The organism is Devosia elaeis, from assembly GCF_001650025.1.
GTDB lineage: Bacteria > Pseudomonadota > Alphaproteobacteria > Rhizobiales > Devosiaceae > Devosia > Devosia elaeis.
In genome coordinates, this window is the sequence record NZ_LVVY01000068.1 from 12,565 (window position 1) to 29,126 (window position 16,562).

The following is a 16,562-nucleotide window of genomic DNA, read 5'->3' on the forward strand; positions in this document are numbered from 1 at the left end:
CGCGGATGGGGGATGGGGGGAAGGGGGCGCCGGTGCCGAGGCTGTTCCCGGTTGTCAATCCCGGCTTGCGCTGCGCGGTGGGGCGATGGGCAGGTAAGGGCCCTCGGGTCGAGCCCGAGGGTGACGATCTGTGGTGGGGATGACACCAAGTATGCCAGCCTTACAGCCAGCCCTTCCGCTTGAAGAAGAGGTAGGGCAGGACGGCGAAGAGGATCATGAGGAAGATGGCGAAGGGATAGCCGAAATCCCAATGCAGCTCGGGCATGATGTCGAAGTTCATGCCGTAGATCGAGGCCACCAGCGTCGGGGGCAGGAAGACGACGGCGGCGACCGAGAAAATCTTGATGATTTGGTTCTGTTCGAGATTGATGAGGCCCAGGGTGGCGTCGAGCAGGAAGCTGGCGCGGCCGTTGAGGCCACGGGCGTGTTCGCCCAGGGACAGCGCATCGCGCTGGATGACCTTGAGCAGGTAGCGGTTTTCCTTGCTGGCGGTGCGGCGCTGCGCGTCGTCCATGGCGGTGTGATAGGCGGTGAGGCGGCCCATGCTGACCAGGCTTTCCTGGATGAGATTGAGCAATTCGGCCTTGGTGCCGATCTTTTCGATCACCGCCTGGAGGTCGCGGGTCTTCTTGGAGACATTGCGGGCCTTGTTGCGGAAAATCTCGCGGGAAATGTGGTCGACATCGGTGCCGACGCGTTCGAGCGCATCGGCCATGCGATCGATCAGCGCTTCGAGCAGGCCGAGCATGACATGCTCGCCGCTGCGCGGGGGATTGTCCTTCTGTCGGGCGGCGCGGATGCGATAGGCGGCGAAGGGGCGCGGATCGCACCAGCGGACGGTGACCAGGGTATTGCCCTTGAGAATGAAGGTCACCGGCATCTTGATGACGTCGTCGCCGTCGAGATTGGCCAGGGCGGTCAGGGTGAGGAATTCGGCGCCGTCCTCGTGATAAAGCCGCGAGGAGAGCTCGATTTCGGCCATGTCGGCCTGGGACGGGACGGTGATGCCGAGCGCGCGTTCGATCGCCTGATCCTCCTCGAGGGTGGGATTGTGGAGATCGATCCAGACGAGGCCCGAGGCGTCACCGGCAAAGGGGGCTTCGGTCAGCAGGTCATCGATGCAGGTGAAGGCTTTCAGCATGGCTGGCTCCATGGTTTGCCGGCGCTTCGCGCGCGCCGGTTCACCCGGGCGCTAGAGCGCTCTGCCGTAAGGATATGTCGATGCGTTCCGTAAAGAGGGATCGGTCATTGCCCGGCCGGTCTAGCCCGTTGGCGAAGGCTCCGCCAGCACAAAGTGCGGCCGGAGCGATGGAAAGGCGCGGCCGATCAGCGGCGGCCGGCCACCATGGCGAAGAAGCGGTCCTGCTCGACGCGATCCTCGGCGAAGACACCGGTGAAACGGTGGGTGACGGTCTTGACGTCATGGGCCTTCACGCCGCGCATGGTCATGCACATATGCTCGGCCTCGAGCATGACGGCGGCGCCGCGGGGGCCCAGGTTCTCGTTGATGGCGTCGATGATCTGCGCCGTCATGGTTTCCTGGGTCTGCAGGCGCCGGGCGAAGACTTCCACCAGGCGGGCCAGCTTGGACAGGCCCACCACGCCCTCATGGGGCAGGTAGGCGATATGCGCCTTGCCGTAGAAGGGCACCATGTGATGCTCGCAATGGGCATAGAAGGGGATGTCCTTGACCAGCACGAGATCATCGTAGCCGCCGACCTCGCGGAAGGTCTTGGAGAGCACTTCGCGGGCGTCCTGGCCATAGCCGGCGAACAGCTCGCCATAGGCCTTGGCGACGCGGGCCGGGGTTTCCAGCAGGCCTTCGCGGTTCGGATCGTCGCCGGCCCAGGCGATCAGGGTGCGCACCGCGGCCTCGGCCTCTTCCCGGCTGGGACGGGGCGATGCCCCCGGCGTGGCGGGCACAGGCTTGAGCGGCTTGACTTGGGCATCCATCGGGTCCGGCTCCTTAGCGTTGCGACCGCCCCTATAACGTGGGTTAAGGCGTGTCGGATCATGGCAGGAGCATTTCTCCTGACAGTCCAGTGGAGACCTCCTATATAGAAGCGGAACGGGACCGGAACAAGAAACAGAATTGTCGCAAACATGGAACTGAGCGATCTCTATTCCGAACGCATCCTGGATCTGGCGGGAAATGCCCCTCAGCCGGGGCGGCTCGCCGATGCCGATGCGTCGGCCCGCAAGGTCAGCCGGGTGTGCGGCTCGATGATCGAGGTCGATGTCGTCGTGCGGGACGGGGCGATCGCCGGCTATGGGCATGAGGTTTCGGCCTGTGCGCTGGGCCAGGTCTCGGCGGCGGTGGTGGCGCGGGAAATCGTCGGCACGCCGGTGGCCGAGTTCCTGGCCGTGCGGGCGCAGATGCACGACATGCTCAAGGATGGTGGACCGCCGCCGGGCGGCAAGTGGGACGATCTCAAATATCTCGAACCGGTGCGGGACTATCCGAACCGGCATGTCTCGACATTGCTGGTCTTCGATGCGGTGGCGGCGGCGATCGAAAAGCTCGAGTCTTCTCAGGCTCTTGCGGCGCTGGGTTGATGGATCGAGTCATGTCGCTGTTCTGGCGGGTGGTGGATTTTCCATTCAAGGTCGCCGCCATTTTCCTCATCACGCTTTATCGCTACACGCTCTCGGCCTTTACCGGGCGGACGTGCCGGCACCTGCCGACCTGCTCGGAATTCACCCGCGACGCGATCTGGACATTCGGTTTCTGGCCGGGCGGATGGATGGGGCTGGCGCGGCTCTGGCGCTGCCGGCCGGGTGGGACGCATGGCTATGATCCGGTGCCGGAAAAGCTTCCGGAGGCGGGCCGGTGGTATCTGCCGTGGCGCTATGGACAATGGAGGGGAGAGAAGCATGACCATGCTTGAGGGAAGCTGCCTATGCGGCGCGGTGGCCTATGCGGTGGAAGACGCGTTCCACGCCGCCTTCTACTGCCATTGCTCGCGCTGCCGGCGGGCGACGGGCTCGGCGTTCAAGCCGATGGCCGCGATCAAGACCGGAAGGCTGCGCCTGACCCGGGGCGAGGATGCCTTGCTGATCTACGGAACGCCGCCCGGCAGTCATGACGTACATTGCGGCGCCTGCGGCTCGTTCCTTTATTCGGTCATCGCCGATAATGGCAACACGCATGTGGCCATGGGCACGCTGATCGATACGCCCTCGGTGAAGCCATCGTTCCACATGTTCGTGGGCTCGAAGGCCCCGTGGTACGAGATCGGCGATGACCTGCCGCAATTCGAGGGGTTGCCGGGCTGAAGGCCATGTAAAGGCTGGAATTCCCGTCCATTCATGCTAAGCAGCGGCCTCGCGCCGTTTTAGCGCGACCAATCGATTTCATGGAGACTCAAAATGTCGATCAAGGTGACGTTCCCCGATGGTGCTGCTCGCGACTATTCGCGCGGCACTACCGGCACCGAGATCGTGGAGGGAATCTCCAAGAGCCTGGCCAAGAAGACGGTGGCCATGAAGTGGAACGGCGTGTTGTCCGACCTGTCCGACGCGCTGGAAGACGATGGCCGTATCGAATTCGTGACGCGCGACAGCGGCAGCAAGGACGTGCTGGAACTGATCCGGCACGATGCCGCGCATGTGCTGGCCGAGGCGGTGCAGGAGCTGTGGCCCGACACGCAGGTGACGATCGGCCCGGTGATCGAGAACGGCTTCTACTACGACTTCTACCGTCCGGCGGGGCCGTTCACGGAAGACGAGCTGCGCGTCATCGAGAAGAAGATGGCCGAAATCGTCGAGCGCGGCGCCGTCTTCACCAAGGAAGTATGGAGCCGTGACCAGGCCAAGGACTGGTTCGAAGCCAAGGGCGAAGCATTCAAGGTCGAACTGGTCGATGCGATTCCGGCCGACCAGTCGATCAAGATGTACAAGCAGGGCCAGTGGATGGACCTTTGCCGCGGCCCGCATATGCGGAGCGTGAAAGATGTCGGCCAGGCCTTCAAGCTGACCAAGGTCGCGGGCGCCTATTGGCGCGGCGACAGCAATCGCGAGGTGCTGAGCCGCATCTATGGCACGGCCTTCGCCACGCGCGAGGAGCTCGACGCCTATCTGACGATGATGGAAGAGGCCGAAAAGCGCGACCATCGCAGGATAGGCCGCGACCTCGATCTGTTCCATCTGCAGGAAGAGGCGCAGGGCTCGGTGTTCTGGCATCCGCGCGGCTTCGTCATCTACAACCAGATGGAAGCTTATATCCGCCGGCGGCTCGGCAAATCCGGCTATCAGGAAGTCAAGACGCCGCAATTGATGCATGCCAAGTTCTGGGAACAGTCCGGGCATTGGGGCAAGTACCGCGAAAACATGTTCGTGGTGCCCGACCAGGTGCCCAATACCGAGGACGACCAGCCCATCTTCGAGGCCGGCGCTGACCTGCTGGCGCTCAAGCCGATGAACTGCCCTGCGCATGTGCAAATCTTCAACCAGGGCATCAAGTCTTACCGCGATCTGCCTCTGCGCATGGCCGAATTCGGTTGCTGTCACCGCAATGAGGCGCATGGCGCGCTGCATGGATTGATGCGCGTGCGGCAGATGACCCAGGACGACGCCCATATCTTTTGCCGCGAGGACCAGATCCAGAGCGAGACCGAGCATTTCGTGCATCTGCTCTATTCGGTCTATGGCCATATGGGCTTCGACAACGTGATCATCAAGCTGGCGACGCGGCCGGAAAAATTCGGCGGCACGATCGAGCGCTGGGACGCGGCGGAAAAGGCGCTGGGCGACGCCCTGCGCGCCACCGGCTACGATTTCGAGATCGCCGAGGGCGAGGGGGCCTTTTATGCGCCCAAGCTCGAATTCCATCTCAAGGACGCCATCGGCCGGTCCTGGCAGGTGGGCACGCTACAGCTCGATTACGTGCTGCCCGAGCGGCTCGACGCGACCTATGTGGCCGAGGATGGCAGCCGCCAATATGCGGTGATGCTGCACCGGGCCATCCTGGGCTCGCTGGAGCGGTTCATCGGCATCCTGCTGGAAAACTATGCCGGCAAGATGCCGATGTGGCTGGCGCCGACCCAGGTGGTGGTGGCTACCATCGTGTCGGAAGCGGATGATTATGCCCAAAAGCTGGTGAACCAGCTCAAGGCCGCCGGCATCCGCGCCGAGATCGACACGCGCAACGAGAAGATTAATTACAAGGTGCGCGAGCACTCGGTGCAGAAGGTGCCGCTGATGTTCGTGGTGGGCAAGCGCGAGGCCGAGGAGGGTACCGTCTCGGTGCGCCGCCTCGGGACCGAAGGCCAGAAGGTCGAGCCGTTCATGGATGCCCTGGTCTCGCTGATGGCCGAGGCGACCCCGCCGGACCTCAAGGAAGAAGCCGAAAAGGCCGCCTGATGCCGCAACGTCCGTCCAACCGGGAAATGAAGGCCCTCTATCATCTGGGCGAGGACAAGGTCCTCGGCCCGGATGACTTCAAGGATATCGGCGAAAAGACCTTTGCCGGCATGCTGAAGAAGAAGTGGGTGGAAGAGGTGGCGCCGGGCAAGTTCCGGACCACCGAAAAGGGCCGTATCATCCACGACGAGGAAGTCTATTTCACCGGGCGGTGGAAGCGCTGATTATTGCCAGACAGCTCCGCGAAAGCGGGGACCTTCGTTTATAAACAGAGGTTCCCGCTTTCGCGGGAATGACTCAGTGGAAATGACGGCGCATCGAAAAGGGCCTCTCGTCAAGGGTGAGTGCAGGAGCGGGTATCGATGGCCGAACCGATTCAGATCACCCGCTCCATTTCCATCGATCCGGCGGAGATCGAGGAAAGTTTCGTGCGGGCTTCCGGCCCGGGCGGGCAGAATGTCAACAAGGTGGCGAGCGCGGTGCAATTGCGCTTCGACCTCGTCAATTCCCCGAGCCTGTCCGAACCGGTGAAGCGCCGCGTGGCGGCCTTGGCCGGCAGCCGGCTAACCAAGGACGGGGTGATCGTCATCACCTCCAATTCGCATCGCGACCAGCCGCTCAACCGCGCCGAGGCCCTGGCGCGGCTGGTGGCGCTGATCCGGGAAGGCGCCTATCCACCCAAGCCCCGCATCGCGACGCGGCCGACCCTGGCGTCGAAGAAGCGGCGGCTGGAGGGCAAGGCCAAGCGCTCCGAAGTCAAGCAGATGCGCGGGCGGCCGGGCGAGGAATAGGGGCTTGGTACGGCGTGTGTCGGTGCCGTTTATCCTGTCGGCAAACGGGGCACATATGGCCAGGTATGTCGTGCCTCCCGCACCCCCTCCCATCCTCCCCCGTCAAGGGGGAGGTGCCACATCCAGTATGGGGCAAGTTTTGTACCCCACGCCGGCCCCGCACCCTCCCCCTTGCGGGGAGGGCTGGGGAGGGGGGTGATCCTCTCGAACCTATGGGCCCATATGCAACAGCCCGCTCTTAAGGGCGAAGGGATATCGGCGGGCGCCGATATCCCAGCGTGCTCTATTTCGATTCCGCGCTGATATTGACCTTGCCGAGCAGGCTGGTCGGGTCGTCTTCGGCGGCCATGAAATCGGCGATGCCCAGGCCCGGATCGTCCTTGGCGGTGATGGCGATTTCGAGGGTTTTCGCGGTGCCGGAGACGAAGGCGGCCACGGCGTCGCCCATCTTGGCGGCATCGGCGACGCCGGCCAGGAGGCCGATCACCGTGCCCTTGGCGAGATCGGCATAGATGGGGCGGAGCGTGGCCGGGTCGCCGCCCTGTTCGGTGGCGGCGATGGCAAGGATGAGATCGGCCAGGCCGTCGTCCACGACACTGGCATTGAGCGACTTCACCGCCACGCCCATGGCGGCGGCGAGGGCGGTGTTTTCGTTCAGGTCAAAGAGGTCGGCGGTGGCATTGGCGATGGTGCCCGCCAGGGTGACGCTGGCCAAATCCACGCCGGAGGCGGAGACTTCCTCGATATCGATGCTGTTCGTGGCCTCGTTCCAGGCGGCGGCGAGGCGGAAGCCGGCATCAACCTCGGTGATGCCCAGCGCGCGGAGCTGGTCCAGCGCCTCGTCGCCGGTATCCTCCGGCACGGGCGCCTGGATATTGCTGGCGGAGACGTCGAGGGCGGTCGGGATGCCGTTGCGATAGGCGCCCAGCGTCAGGTCGAAAGCGCCGACATTGACCTTGATGCGCGCGTCTTCGTCATCGGGATCGGGAACGTCCACCGCGAGCCCGGACAGGGCGAAGCCTTCCATGGAGGGCATGAGCAGGCGCGCATTATCGTCGAACCAGGCGGCGTCCACATCGTCCGGCACGGTTTCGAGCAGGGCGATGGTGTTGCTGAGATCGGTCTGCTTGATGGTGAGATTGTCGAGCAGGACCGAGCCGTCGCCCTCGATCTCCACGTCGAGCCGGTTCATGGAAATCGACGGATAGACGCCCGGCGACATGCCGCCCATGACCATGCCGGCAATGTTGAAGCGCAAGGCGCTGCCATCTTCGACGCCCTCGCAGGACATGCCTTCAAAAGTCACTTCGGAGGTTTCGAAGGCGGTGAGGATATCGGCATACATGCGCACGAATTGTCCGATCAGGGCTGGGTCGAAATCGTCCGGATCGTCTTCCATGGCCTGAACCAAAGCCGTCATCTCGGCAAAGGAGGTCTTGAGCGGGCGGGCCTTGAATTCGGCGCCGGTGATGGCGCCGAAGGTGCAGTCAACATCCTCGGCGCGCATGGTGCCGCCCGTGGCGGAGAAATCGGTATAGATGGTCTCGATGGCGGGGCTGCCGGCCTCGACCAGGCCATAGACGGCCAGCATCTGGCCGATGTCGAAATTGGCGGCGGAGACGGCGCCGAAATCGGCATCGGTCTCGCCGGTCTCCATGAGGGTGCGGCCGAGGCTGACGCTGCCCGCCACCCCATCGACGATATCGGTGAGGACCAGGTCGGTGAAGGTCACGACTGCGCGGTTCTCGGTGTCGTCGCGCTGGGAGGTGACGGTGACCACGATTTCCGGCACCGTGATGCTGGTGGCGTCGAGTCCGGCCAGTTCATCGGCATACTCGGCCACCGCGCCGGCCAGGATGGCGGTGAGAGTTTCGTCGGAAATGGAGGAGTCGACGGTATCCACGACGGGGATGGAAATGGAGTAATCGACCTCGATCGCGGCGGGCGCGGCCTGCTTGCTCTTGGTCTTTTCCTTAGCCAGGGCCGGCGCGGCGGGCAGGGCGACGCTGAGCAGGCAGGCGGCGGCGAGAGCCGGCAGGCGCGAGGCTGGCGAATTGACGAACATGGTTCTCTCCCGTTTCCATCCGGAATTTCTGGTGAATGGCCTCAGCCTATTCAACAGCAAGATTTGTCATTGTCGAGACAGCGCGCCCCGATGCCTGCCGTTGACGGCTAATAGATCGAGGTCAGGAGCTCGATTTCCCGCTGGCTGCCCGGCTGGACCTGGACCTCACGGTTGTAGACCTGGTCTCCCAGCTTGGCGAGGACGAGATATTCGCCTTCGGACAGCACGGTGGAGGGGAAGGCGCTCCGTTCGGTGAAGATCGTGGTGCCATCGGTCGTCTTGACCGTCCACTCGACGTCGGCAATGGCCTCGCCGCCTTCCTCCGAGACCAGCTTGAAGGAAATTTCGGCGGCGTGGTGATAAAGGGTGGCATCGGTCAGCTGGCCCGGCTCGACGCGCAGATCGGCGCGGACCACGGCGTTGACGTCGCCGAAATGGGAGACGACCTGATAGGTGCCGGCGTTGAGCGTGACGATCTCGTTGGGCGGCACGTTCTCGGCCACCATCACGCGCTCGGCCGCCGAGGTTCCGGCGGTGAGGATGTCGAAGTGCAGCAGGCCGGGCGAAATGGCGATATCGCCGGTGACGGCGGAATTGAGCCTGATGGCGCCGGCGCCCAGGATGATGTCCATCTCATTGGGGCCGGGCGCGACCGAGAAGGCCTCGCTGATCTGGGCCTGACCATAGGCGACATGGACCATGTATTCGCCGGGCGGCAGTTCGAGCCTGGCGCTGCCGGCATCGGCCTTGGCCACCAGCGCCATTTCGCCATTGGCATCGGGCTCGGCCTCGAAGACGCGCCAGACCAGGCCTTCCTGTATGGTGGTGCCGTCCTCGGTGATGCGGGCATTCAGCGTCACCGGCTGGGGCACATTGGTGAGGGCGGCGATGGCTTCGGTTGCGGCATTGGGCCCGGCGTCGGGGGCCGGCGGCGGCGCGCTCCGATCCGGACGCGGGCGCGGCAGGGGCGGAATTTCGGCGCTTTCCTGGGCCAGCGCCGGCGTGAGCGGAGGCGCCGACAGGGTGGTGAAACCGATCACGATCGCTATGAGCGCTGCAAGACGCATGAAGACTCCCGGGCCGCCGCATGGATGGTCGGCCGAATCCTGCCGGTACAGGTAGGCCGCGATTGGGGAAAAGCTGTGTCACAGTCCCGGCTGTTTTTAAACAGCCCATTGGCCCGGAGACGCTTTTTCGCAAACCGGCCTTTGCCCGTGGGGCAGGGACCGCTATCTGTCAGCCGAACCAAGGAGAGTATCATGCCTGCCAATCCGGCCCTGCGCGACTATCTGCTCACCCGCCGCTCCGTGGGGCTGGCCTTCCTGCAGGAGCCGGGACCGTCGGCGGCGGAACTCGAGACGCTGCTGACCATTGCGACGCGCGTGCCCGACCATGGCAAGATCACGCCGTGGCGGCTGGTGATCTTTGCCGGGGAGGCGCGGCGCGCTGCAGGGGAGAAGCTGGCGACGATCGCGGCGGCGCGCTATCCCGGGCTGGACGAGCCGGGGCTGGAGATCGAGCGCAATCGCTTCCTGCCGGCGCCGCTCACCATCGGGGTGATTTCGACGCCCAAGCCGCATCCGAAAGTGCCGGAAATGGAGCAATTGCTGTCGGCCGGCAATGTGGCGTTCAACCTGGTGCACGGCGCCTATGCGCTGGGTTACGCGGCGAGCTGGGTGACGCGCTGGTTCACGTTCGACGCCGAGGCTGCGGCGATGCTGGGGGCGGGGCCGGGCGAGCAATTCGTGGGTTTCGTGCATATCGGGACGCCCGGCGCGGCGGTGGAAGACCGGCCACGGCCGGCCCTGGGCGAGGTGGTGACGCGCTGGGATGGCGGTAACTAAGCGGTAGGTTTGGTTAACGCATTGTTAGCGGTCAATGATGCTAACCTGCGCATATCCTGATTCCCACGCGAAAGCCCAAAGATGGGTGTGCAGCCGATATCCATACCGCAGAACCTGGCGAGCGCGCTGAACGCAGCGGGCAATCGCAGCGGGGTGGATTTCGGCTATCTGCTGCAGACGGCTGTGCGGGAAAGCAGCCTCAATCCGCAGGCCAGGGCCGGCACATCCTCGGCGGTGGGGCTGTTTCAGTTTCTCGAAGGCACCTGGCTACAGGTGATGAAGCAGGACGGGCCGCGCCTGGGCTATGGCGCCCATGCCGACCAGATCGAGGTGACGGCGAGCGGGGATTACGTGGTGCGCGACCCGGCGCGGCGTGCGCAAATCCTCAAGCTGCGTGAGGACCCGCAGATTGCCGCCGACCTGGCGGCCGCCTTTACCCGCTCCAATGGCGATTATCTCCATTCCGCCTTCGGGCGCATGCCCAGTCCGGGCGAATTGTACATCGCCCATTTCCTGGGCGCACAGGGCGCCGAGAAGATGTTCCGCGCCGGGCTGCAAAATCCCGAGCAAATGGCAGTGGACCTGTTTCCGCGCCAGGCGCAGGCCAACCAGGCGATCTTCTATGACCGCAGCGGGGCGCCGCGCAGCATCAGGCAGGTCTATCAGGTGCTGACGGCCAAGCATGAGGGTGGGGCCTCGGCCGGCTTTTCGGTGCAGCAAATGGCGGGGCAGGGTGGCAGCGAGGTGGTGCGCGAACCGGCGCCGCCGCCGATCCCCTCCCGCTTCTCCCGCGAGGACATGTCGTTTACCGGCCTGTTCCTGACCGATCCCAGGGATGGACAGGGCGGCGAAGAGAATGGCGAAGGCGGCGCGGCGTTCTTCACGCAGCTTTACAGCCAATAGAAAGGGAAAGCCTCAATCCCGGTCGCCGATTTGGTGATGCGTTAAGAAGTCGGCGCTCTCATGAAATCCTGCCAGGAAGGGCAGAGGGCTGGAGGACAGAATGCGACATCAAGCCAGTGTGGCCGGGCAGGGACAGCCGCCGGTTCCCAGAGGTCTGGCCCTGCTCGGGCTCAGCGTACTGTCCTGGACGATGCTTGTGGGCCTGTGGCAGGGCCTGGCCGCGATCGGCACCGCGCTGGCGGGATAGAGTGCAATATCGAACCGCCTGAAGAGACGTATCCTGCCGCAGAATTGTGTGTGGGCAGGTTGCCAAGCAAGTCCAAATAAACAGGCTCACGAAACAGACTAGCGACAGCGCCGGCCGCATTCACTAATAATATTGCGGCCAACCGGGAGTGCGCTGATGAAAATCGCGATGGTCGGAGCCGGCTATGTCGGCTTGGTTACAGGCGTCTGTCTGGCCGATTTCGGCCATGACGTGGTCTGTGTCGACAATGACCGGACCAAGATCGAGGCGCTGCGGCGCGGCGAGATACCCATCTACGAGCCCGGCCTCGCCGAACTGGTCAAAGCCAATGTCGCGGCCGGCCGGCTGGTCTTCTCGGACGACCTTGCCGCCGCCGCACGGGCGGCTGAAGTGATTTTCGTGGCGGTGGGGACGCCATCGCGCCGGGGCGACGGCCATGCGGACCTGCGCTATGTGCATGCGGTGGCGCGGGACATTGCCGCCAGCGTCGAGGGCTTTACGGTGGTGGTCACCAAATCCACCGTGCCGGTGGGCACGGGGGACGAGGTGGCGGCGATCATCGCGGCGGCCAATCCCGAGGCCGACGTGGCCGTGGTGTCCAATCCCGAATTCCTGCGCGAAGGCGCCGCCATCGAGGATTTCAAGCGTCCCGACCGCATCGTGGTGGGCCTGGAGGACGAGCGGGCCCGTGCCGTGATGAACGAGGTCTATCGTCCGCTCTACCTCAACCAGGCGCCGCTGATGTTCACCGGCAGGCGGACGGCCGAGCTGATCAAATATGCGGCTAATGCCTTCCTGGCCATGAAGGTTACCTTCATCAACGAAATCGCCGATCTGTGCGAGCGCACCGGGGCCGATGCGCAGCAGGTGGCGCGCGGCATCGGGCTGGACAAGCGGATCGGCCCGAAATTCCTGCATGCCGGACCGGGTTTCGGCGGGTCCTGCTTTCCCAAGGATACGCTGGCCCTGGTCAAGATCGGGCAGGACAATGAAAGCCCGATGCGGCTGGTGGAAACGACCATAGCGATCAACGACCAGCGCAAGCGCGCCATGTCGCGCCGGGTGGTCGCGGCCTGCGGCGGGGAGGTACGGGGCAAGACCATCGGCGTGCTCGGCCTGACCTTCAAGCCCAATACCGACGACATGCGCGACGCGCCTTCCATCGACATCATCCGGGGCTTGCTCGATCGCGGCGCGCAGGTGGTGGCCTATGATCCGCAGGGCATGGACGCGGCAAGGAGCGTGATCGAGGGCATCGCCTATGCCGAGAGCGCCTATGCCGTGGCCGAGGGCGCCGATGCGCTGGTGCTGATCACCGAATGGAACGAATTCCGCTCGCTGGACCTCGACCGGCTGAAGGCGGCGATGCAGGTGCCGGTTTTCGTCGACCTGCGCAATGTGTACCGCCCCGAGGAAATGGCCCGGAACGGCTTCCACTATGTCGGCATCGGCCGGCCTGCCGGGTCTGTCCGGGCCGACCAGGCGGAGGCGGCCGAATAGGGCGACAGGAGCGAGGGGCCGTGAGCGGGGATGGGCTGAAGTTCGGCACGAGCGGGCTGCGGGGGCTGGCGACGGCGCTGGCCGGGCAAGCGGCGCGGCGCTATGTGCTGGCCTTTCTCGAGCATGCGAGGCGGAAGGGGGAACTGGGCGATGGGCGGGTGTTCATCGGCCGGGACCTGCGCCCGTCGAGCCCCGCCATCGCAGAGGATTGCGCCATGGCCGTCGTGGCGGCCGGCCTGGTTCCGGTGGATTGCGGCGCCTTGCCGACGCCGGCCCTGGCCCTGCATGCCATGGCCGAGGGCGGGGCGGCCCTGATGGTGACCGGCAGCCATATTCCGGCGGATCGGAACGGGCTCAAATTCTACCTGCCCAGCGGCGAGATCAGCAAAGCGGACGAAGAGGGCATCCTGGCCTGCCTCGATGAACGGGGGGTGCCGGACCGGCCGGTGCGCATGGCCGATGCCAGCGCCGAGGCGGCGGCGCGCTATCTGGCGCGGTGCGCCGGCCTGCTGCCGGAGGGGCAATTGGCGGGATGGCGGATCGGCATATTCGAGCATTCGAGCGTGGCGCGAGACAGCCTGGGATTGGTGCTGCGGGCGGCGGGGGCGGAGACGATCGGGCTGGGGCGCAGCGGACATTTCGTGCCGGTGGATACCGAGGCGTTCGGCGATGCGCTGTTCGCGCCGCTGCCAGGCTGGCTGGATCAATATGGGCTCGACGCCGTGGTTTCGGCGGATGGCGACGGGGACAGGCCGCTGCTGATGGATGGCAGCGGGCAATTCGTGCGCGGCGACGTGCTGGGGCTGATCGCGGCGCGCTATCTGGGCGCGGACAGCGTGGTGACGCCGGTGACGTCCAATTCCGGCCTGGAGCGCAGTGGCTTTTTCGCCCATGTCATCCGCACCCGGGTGGGGTCGCCCCATGTCATTGCGGCCATGGCGGCGGCGCCGGACGCGGTCATCGGCTTCGAGGCCAATGGCGGCACACTTGTGGGGCGGAATATTCGCCTCGATGGCCGGGCCTTGCCGGAACTGGCGACGCGCGACGCCATGCTGCCGCTGCTCTGCGTGCTCGGTGCGGCGGCCCGACGGGGGCAGGGGATCGCCGAGCTGGTCGCGGGCCTGCCCTTGCAGGCGGCGCTGGCCGACCGGCTGCAGAATGTGCCGGATGCCCGTAGCGCGGTGTTTCTCGGGCGCCTGGCGGACGATCCCGCCTATGCGGAAGCGCTGTTCGCGCCGCATGGCATTGCGGAGCTGGTGCGGATCGACGGAATGCAATTTCGCACCGGGGCCGGGGAGATGGTGCATTTTCGCGCCTCGGGCAATGCGCCGGAGCTGCGCTGTTATGTGGAAGCGGCCACGCCCGAGGCGGCGCGGGCGCTGCTGGACTGGGGACTGGCGACGGCGGCCCGCGAAATGGGGCTGCCACCGCCCGGCCCCCGAGCCTGACGCGAGGCAGCGGGCCGATATCGGCATTTGAGACAAATTTTATCGAAATTGCGAACATCGCTGCAATTCGGCGCGGTCATCCTGGTGGCATCAAACATCTGGGATGGCTCAAATGACGATCAGACTTGCAAAGGGGCTTGCCGGCTTGGCGCTGGCGGTCTCGCTCGGTGCCAGCCTGCCCGTGCAGGCTTCGGATGCGTTCGCCACGGCCAGGGGAGCGGCCGTGCAGCCGCTGGCCATGCAATATTTCTGCGCCCAGCACCCTTCGGAATGCCGGGGCGGCGGTGCCGGGCAGGTGGCGATGAATGCCGAGCTCATGACCCTGCTCAAGACGGTCAATGTCCAGGTCAATCGCAGCATCAAGCCGCGGCGCGAAAGCGCCGACAACTGGGCGCTGGCGCCGGAGGCGGGCGATTGCGAGGATTACGTGATCACCAAGCGCGCCCATCTCATCCGCGCGGGCGTGCCGGCCGGCTCGCTGCGCATCGCCTTCACCCATACAGGCCGGGGTCAGCCGCATGCTGTGCTGGTGGTGCGCTCCAGCGATGGCGATTTCGTGCTCGACAACCTGACCAACAGCGTCAAGAGCCTGCGGATGAGCGGCTATAATATTCGCTCGATGTCTTCGGCCGATCCGCGCCGCTGGGTCGCCGGCTGAGATTTCCCATCATCATGCAGCCCAGCGGGGCGGTTTCGCCGGAGCGGCGGAGCCGCCCCGTGCTTTTGCATGCAACCTTTTCCGGCATTGCCAGTTAGGCCGTCTGACGTGCCGGACAAGTGCAGTCCGGGGTTTTGCTTACGCGTTCACATTTTAACCCAACTTGACGAGCAGGCTTGCCAAGTCGGTTAATAGAATGCCAAGCTATTACGTTGACTTTTTCTTAATATTCGGGGCAATCATCTTCTGCGGCGTGTACGAGGAAAGCTGAAATGCTGAGAATTTTCGGGACGACCCTGATTGCAGCTGCGCTGACCGTCTCCTCGGTCCATGCAGCGCCCGTGTCCGGATATGGGGACACGCTCGACGCTCAATTCGCCTCGCTCTATGCGGCGGCCTTCGCGGCCTGTACGCCCAGCGGCGGCGCGCCGGCCGACGCGGATGCCTGCGCGGCGGCGATCAATGCCTATTCGGCGGCACTGGTGGCGGCGGGCGTGCCGCTCGAGGTGGCGGTGGTCTCGTTCCAGGAATTGCGCGACGAGGTACGGGCCGCCGGTGGCGGAGCCGCCATCGATGCAGTGTTCGAGCAATTGCTGCCGGAAACTGAATCGGTCGGCGAAGAAGTCAGCCCCGGCTGATTGTGTAATAATTTCGAGAGCAATTGAGATGCCTTTGCTGGCGGCTCAATTTTCGTTTGTTGCGCGGTAGGTATTCAGCGCTGCATTTTCTGCACATCTGGTGTGATTTATTGTTCCGTAATCCCGCGATTGCCGGGATTTTATGGGCATTGCCGCAGTTTTTGCGCTTTTTACAATTAACCAATTGCGTAACGGTTCTATGACAACTGCGTGACAATGTCGCAGCGGTGTGCAATCGTTTATGAGCGGTTAACGCGATCGGAATGCTGCGATGGATGATGAATTCTCTAAGCGCGATGCACTTGCCGGTATTTCGCTAGGCGCTGGCTCCGGCCGGACCTATGCGCTCGACGTCTTCGACGTCGCGCCCGCGGAAAAGTATCCCAGCGGGCTGCCCCTGCAGATGAGAGGGGGCGTTCCGCTGCTGCCGCCGCTGTCGCCGGCACGGCGGCTCAATCTCGTGGCCAAGCGCGGGCTCGACCTGGTGCTCTGCGTCCTGGCGCTCGTCGCGCTGGCGCCGCTGCTGCTGGGCGTGGCGGCGCTGATCAAGCTGACCAGCCCGGGTCCGGTGCTCTTCGTGCAATATCGTCCCGGCTATGGTGGCGTGCGCTTTCCCCTGCTCAAATTCCGCACCATGCATGCCGATCGCGGCGATATGTCGGGCGTGGCGCAGACGCAGGCCAATGATCCGCGCGTGACCCGGATCGGGGCCTTCCTGCGCCGGACCAGCATCGATGAATTGCCGCAATTGCTCAATGTCCTGGCCGGACATATGTCGCTGGTGGGGCCGCGTCCGCATCCGGCCAATATGCGGGCGGCGGGCAAGCTCTACCAGGACCTGGTGCCCTATTACGACCTGCGGCTGGTGATGCGGCCGGGTCTGTCCGGCTGGGCGCAGGCCAATGGCTATCGCGGGCCGACGATCGACGCGCGATCGGCGCGGGCGCGGATCGAGCACGACATGGCCTATATCCAGAATTTCTCGCTCGCTCTCGATCTGCGGATCATCCTGATCACCCTGAGAAAGGAATTTCTCGGCGGCACCGGATTCTGACGCGCTCGCCCGTCCCGATATCGGCGCCGATAGGAGATAGAGGTCACGACGCC

General features: G+C 64.6%; 18 protein-coding genes. 14 read left to right on the plus strand and 4 right to left on the minus strand.

Annotated features, from left to right (window positions below; translation table 11 throughout):
* Nucleotides 1-160: 160 nt before the first annotated feature.
* Both corA and folE read right to left on the minus strand, forming a co-directional pair.
* Complete coding sequence (gene corA / locus A3840_RS05480; RefSeq protein ID WP_067453115.1) at nucleotides 161-1,141, minus strand: magnesium/cobalt transporter CorA; 981 nt, start codon at nucleotides 1,139-1,141, stop codon at nucleotides 161-163.
* Nucleotides 1,142-1,326: 185 nt separating this feature from the next.
* On the minus strand, nucleotides 1,327-1,953 hold the full coding sequence (gene folE, locus A3840_RS05485) for a GTP cyclohydrolase I FolE (RefSeq protein WP_067453118.1): 627 nt from the start codon (nucleotides 1,951-1,953) through the stop codon (nucleotides 1,327-1,329).
* Between the two features lie 150 nt (nucleotides 1,954-2,103).
* On the opposite strand from folE, the gene A3840_RS05490 reads away from it, so the two are divergent.
* The 6 genes from A3840_RS05490 to arfB all read left to right on the plus strand — a co-directional run bounded on the left by A3840_RS05490 (nucleotide 2,104) and on the right by arfB (nucleotide 6,152).
* A complete protein-coding gene (locus A3840_RS05490; RefSeq protein ID WP_067453122.1) occupies nucleotides 2,104-2,556 on the plus strand; it encodes an iron-sulfur cluster assembly scaffold protein in 453 nt (150 codons plus the stop codon).
* An 11-nt stretch (nucleotides 2,557-2,567) separates the two neighbouring features.
* Nucleotides 2,568-2,888 (plus strand): membrane protein insertion efficiency factor YidD, encoded by a 321-nt coding sequence (yidD, locus tag A3840_RS05495; protein WP_245676553.1) that lies wholly within the window; start codon nucleotides 2,568-2,570, stop codon nucleotides 2,886-2,888.
* Nucleotides 2,875-3,276 carry a GFA family protein gene (locus A3840_RS05500; protein WP_109442283.1) on the plus strand — a complete coding sequence of 134 codons (402 nt, stop codon included), beginning with the start codon at nucleotides 2,875-2,877 and terminating at the stop codon, nucleotides 3,274-3,276. Before yidD ends, A3840_RS05500 begins: the two co-directional genes overlap by 14 nt.
* A 93-nt stretch (nucleotides 3,277-3,369) precedes the next feature.
* Nucleotides 3,370-5,361, plus strand: coding sequence for a threonine--tRNA ligase (gene thrS, locus A3840_RS05505; protein ID WP_067453131.1), 1,992 nt, complete (start codon nucleotides 3,370-3,372; stop codon nucleotides 5,359-5,361).
* Nucleotides 5,361-5,585, plus strand: a complete 225-nt coding sequence (locus A3840_RS05510) for a hypothetical protein (protein WP_131798256.1) — start codon at nucleotides 5,361-5,363, stop codon at nucleotides 5,583-5,585. The genes thrS and A3840_RS05510 overlap by 1 nt, the downstream gene beginning before the upstream one ends.
* Nucleotides 5,586-5,723: 138 nt before the next feature.
* Nucleotides 5,724-6,152, plus strand: coding sequence for an alternative ribosome rescue aminoacyl-tRNA hydrolase ArfB (arfB, locus tag A3840_RS05515; RefSeq protein WP_067453135.1), 429 nt, complete (start codon nucleotides 5,724-5,726; stop codon nucleotides 6,150-6,152).
* Nucleotides 6,153-6,435: 283 nt separating this feature from the next.
* Here the strand turns inward: arfB and A3840_RS20125 are convergent, their stop codons facing one another.
* Both A3840_RS20125 and A3840_RS05525 read right to left on the minus strand, forming a co-directional pair.
* Nucleotides 6,436-8,217 (minus strand): hypothetical protein, encoded by a 1,782-nt coding sequence (locus A3840_RS20125; protein WP_067453142.1) that lies wholly within the window; start codon nucleotides 8,215-8,217, stop codon nucleotides 6,436-6,438.
* A gap of 107 nt (nucleotides 8,218-8,324) precedes the next feature.
* Entirely contained in the window at nucleotides 8,325-9,284 is a 960-nt protein-coding gene (locus A3840_RS05525; RefSeq protein ID WP_067453146.1) for a hypothetical protein, read from the minus strand.
* A 192-nt stretch (nucleotides 9,285-9,476) separates the two neighbouring features.
* Between A3840_RS05525 and A3840_RS05530 the strand changes: the two genes are divergently transcribed.
* From A3840_RS05530 to A3840_RS05560, 8 genes are all read left to right on the plus strand, one after another.
* Nucleotides 9,477-10,061, plus strand: coding sequence for a nitroreductase family protein (locus tag A3840_RS05530; protein ID WP_067453151.1), 585 nt, complete (start codon nucleotides 9,477-9,479; stop codon nucleotides 10,059-10,061).
* 81 nt (nucleotides 10,062-10,142) lie between these two features.
* Nucleotides 10,143-10,964, plus strand: coding sequence for a lysozyme family protein (locus A3840_RS05535; protein WP_067453154.1), 822 nt, complete (start codon nucleotides 10,143-10,145; stop codon nucleotides 10,962-10,964).
* Nucleotides 10,965-11,064: 100 nt separating this feature from the next.
* Nucleotides 11,065-11,211 carry a hypothetical protein gene (locus A3840_RS19620; RefSeq protein ID WP_165603128.1) on the plus strand — a complete coding sequence of 49 codons (147 nt, stop codon included), beginning with the start codon at nucleotides 11,065-11,067 and terminating at the stop codon, nucleotides 11,209-11,211.
* 156 nt (nucleotides 11,212-11,367) lie between these two features.
* A complete protein-coding gene (locus A3840_RS05540; RefSeq protein WP_067453157.1) occupies nucleotides 11,368-12,711 on the plus strand; it encodes a UDP-glucose dehydrogenase family protein in 1,344 nt (447 codons plus the stop codon).
* A gap of 20 nt (nucleotides 12,712-12,731) precedes the next feature.
* Nucleotides 12,732-14,159, plus strand: a complete 1,428-nt coding sequence (locus tag A3840_RS05545; RefSeq protein WP_245676554.1) for a phosphohexomutase domain-containing protein — start codon at nucleotides 12,732-12,734, stop codon at nucleotides 14,157-14,159.
* A 112-nt stretch (nucleotides 14,160-14,271) separates the two neighbouring features.
* Nucleotides 14,272-14,817: a transglutaminase-like cysteine peptidase gene (locus tag A3840_RS05550; protein ID WP_067453160.1), complete on the plus strand. Its 546-nt coding sequence runs from the start codon at nucleotides 14,272-14,274 to the stop codon at nucleotides 14,815-14,817.
* A gap of 272 nt (nucleotides 14,818-15,089) precedes the next feature.
* On the plus strand, nucleotides 15,090-15,455 hold the full coding sequence (locus tag A3840_RS05555) for a hypothetical protein (RefSeq protein WP_067453162.1): 366 nt from the start codon (nucleotides 15,090-15,092) through the stop codon (nucleotides 15,453-15,455).
* A gap of 271 nt (nucleotides 15,456-15,726) precedes the next feature.
* Nucleotides 15,727-16,509, plus strand: coding sequence for a sugar transferase (locus A3840_RS05560; protein ID WP_082903675.1), 783 nt, complete (start codon nucleotides 15,727-15,729; stop codon nucleotides 16,507-16,509).
* Nucleotides 16,510-16,562 lie beyond the last annotated feature (53 nt).